The sequence below is a fragment of the Pedobacter sp. B4419 genome (assembly GCF_059693725.1).
The window spans coordinates 1,652-4,829 of record NZ_JCASSL010000003.1 but is presented as its reverse complement, the minus strand read 5'-3'; the positions used below and the strand labels follow the sequence as shown (position 1 = coordinate 4,829).

Below are 3,178 nucleotides of genomic sequence, written 5' to 3'. Positions count from 1 at the left end.
TATTGAAAGAAGTTAGTTCAGAAGAGCACCCAGCGTCTCTGCTCTTGAAAGCCTCGGACTATTAGTACTACTCGACTGTGGTGTCGCCACCTTTACATCTGTAGCCTATCAACGTAGTAGTCTTCTACGGTCCTGTATGGAACCCTCATCTCGTGGCTAGTTTCGCACTTAGATGCTTTCAGCGCTTATCTATTCCCAGCGTAGCTACTCTGCAATGCCCCTGGCGGAACAACAGATTCACTAGAGGCTGGTCCAACCCGGTCCTCTCGTACTAAGGTCAGCCCCACTCAAGATTCCTACGCCCACAACAGATAGGGACCGAACTGTCTCGCGACGTTCTGAACCCAGCTCGCGTGCCACTTTAATCGGCGAACAGCCGAACCCTTGGGACCTTCTCCAGCCCCAGGATGTGACGAGCCGACATCGAGGTGCCAAACCTCCCCGTCGATATGAGCTCTTGGGGGAGATCAGCCTGTTATCCCCAGCGTACCTTTTATCCTTTGAGCGATGGCCCTTCCATGCAGAACCACCGGATCACTATATCCGTCTTTCGACCCTGATCGGCCTGTTTGCCTCACAGTCAAGCAAGCTTATGCTATTGCACTCCCCGTACGGTTACCAAGCGTACTGAGCTTACCTTTGAAAGCCTCCGTTACCTTTTTGGAGGCGACCACCCCAGTCAAACTACCCGTCAAACAATGTCCCCCGCTTTGCGGGGTTAGACACCGAATACAGAAAGGGTGGTATTTCAACGTTGGCTCCACGAACGCTGGCGCGCCCGCTTCAAAGCCTCCCACCTATCCTACACATCCTGTACCCAATGTCAATGTTAAACTGTAGTGAAGGTGCATGGGGTCTTTCCGTCCCGTTGCGGGTACCCGGCGTCTTCACCGGGACCACAATTTCACCGAGCTCATGGCTGAGACAGCGCCCAGATCGTTACACCATTCGTGCAGGTCGGAACTTACCCGACAAGGAATTTCGCTACCTTAGGACCGTTATAGTTACGGCCGCCGTTTACTGGGGCTTCGATTCAATGCTTCTCCTTGCGGATGACATCCCCTCTTAACCTTCCAGCACCGGGCAGGTGTCAGGCCTTATACCTCATCTTTCGATTTTGCAAAGCCATGTGTTTTTGTTAAACAGTCGCCTGGGCCTTTTCACTGCGGCTGGCATTGCTGCCAGCGCCCCTTCTCCCGAAGTTACAGGGCCATTTTGCCGAGTTCCTTAGCCATGATTCACTCGAGCACCTTAGAATCCTCTTCCCGGATACCTGTGTCGGTTTGCGGTACGGGTCTTTATAGACTGGAGCTTAGCGGTTTTTCTTGGAAGTCTGATTACCTGCGCTATCGCGTCCCCCGAAGGTTCTGCGTACTATCAGCTTTCGGCAGGATTTCCGGATTTGCCTGGAATTCCTATACCTACGGCCTTCAACGAACTATTCCGTCAGTTCGCGGCAGTGTCACTACTCCGTCCCCACATCGCATCTACAAAGAGTACGGTAATATTAAACCGTTGTCCATCGAATATCCCCTTCGGGTTCTCCTTAGGCCCCGACTAACCCTGATCCGATTAGCGTTGATCAGGAAACCTTATCCTTTCGGTGGGCGGGTTTCTCTCCCGCCTTATCGTTACTTATGCCTACATTTGCTTTTCCAGAAGCTCCAGCACCGCTGACGCGTATGCCTTCTCTGCCGCTGGAATGCTCCCCTACCGATATATTTCAATCCCATAGCTTCGGTGTACAGTTTGATGCCCGTTTATTATCCATGCACGATCGCTCGACTAGTGAGCTGTTACGCACTCTTTAAATGAATGGCTGCTTCCAAGCCAACATCCTAGCTGTCTGTGCAATCGCACCTCGTTAGTTCAACTTAACTGTAACTTGGGGACCTTAGCTGATGGTCTGGGTTCTTTCCCTCTCGGCGCGTGACCTTAGCACCCCGCGCCTCACTGCCGGACATGTTACATAGCATTCGGAGTTTGTCTGGATTTGGTAGGATTTGACTCCCCCGCACCCAATCAGTAGCTCTACCTCTATGTAACTCGATTCCGACGCTGTTCCTAAAAACATTTCGGGGAGTACGAGCTATTTCCCAGTTTGATTAGCCTTTCACCCCTACCCACAGATCATCCGGAAGCTTTTCAACGCTTATCGGTTCGGTCCTCCAGTACGTGTTACCGCACCTTCAACCTGTCCATGGGTAGATCACAAGGTTTCGCGTCTACCTCCACTGACTGTGCGCCCTGTTCAGACTCGCTTTCGCTTCGGATCCGTGCCATAAGCACTTAACCTTGCCAGTGAAGAGTAACTCGTAGGCTCATTATGCAAAAGGCACGCCGTCACAGAACTCGTCTGCTCCGACCGCTTGTAGGTATACGGTTTCAGGTTCTATTTCACTCCCCTGTTCGGGGTTCTTTTCACCTTTCCCTCACGGTACTGGTTCACTATCGGTCTCTCAGGAGTATTTAGCCTTACCGGATGGTGCCGGCTGGTTCCCACAAGGCGTCTCCGACCTCGCGGTACTCAGGATGCTGCTAGGCTAATGGTACTTACGTGTACGAGGCTTTCACTCTGTATCGCCGGGCTTCCCATCCCGTTCCACTTCATTGCATTATAACCACATCGCAGTCCTACAACCCCGATCCTGCCGTAACAGGAACGGTTTGGGCTCTTTCCCTTTCGCTCGCCACTACTCAGGAAATCATTGTTATTTTCTTCTCCTCCGCCTACTTAGATGTTTCAGTTCGGCGGGTTTGCTCTTATCGTGCCATGCCTTCAGCATGGCGGGTTCCCCCATTCGGAAATCCCCGGATCAAGTCATATTTGCTGATCCCCAGGGCTTATCGCAGCTTATCACGTCCTTCATCGCCTCTGAGAGCCAAGGCATCCCCCGTATACCCTTTATTACTTTCTTCCGCTATGCCGCCTTTTGCGCCGGCATGCGTGCTTTGCGCGCTTCTGGCCGAAGCCGTCCGCACTGCTGTGTGCTCTTCTTGTTTTAACTTCTTCCAATATGTCAAAGAACTTTTCTATCCCGGAGGCTTAACGCCCCTATTGTAACCGGCAGCCCAATTCAGTAGGGTGCCACGGTGGTGGTGGAGAATAACGGAGTCGAACCGTTGACCTCCTGCGTGCAAGGCAGGCGCTCTAGCCAGCTGAGCTAATCCCCCAAGA

1 tRNA gene and 1 rRNA gene are annotated in these 3,178 nt (G+C 52.4%); both read right to left on the bottom strand.

Features of this window, described 5'->3' with window-relative positions:
* Positions 1-42: 42 nt before the first annotated feature.
* Positions 43-2,918, bottom strand: a 23S ribosomal RNA gene (locus AC570H_RS22380).
* A 179-nt stretch (positions 2,919-3,097) separates the two neighbouring features.
* Positions 3,098-3,174, bottom strand: a tRNA-Ala gene (locus AC570H_RS22375).
* Positions 3,175-3,178: the final 4 nt, after the last annotated feature.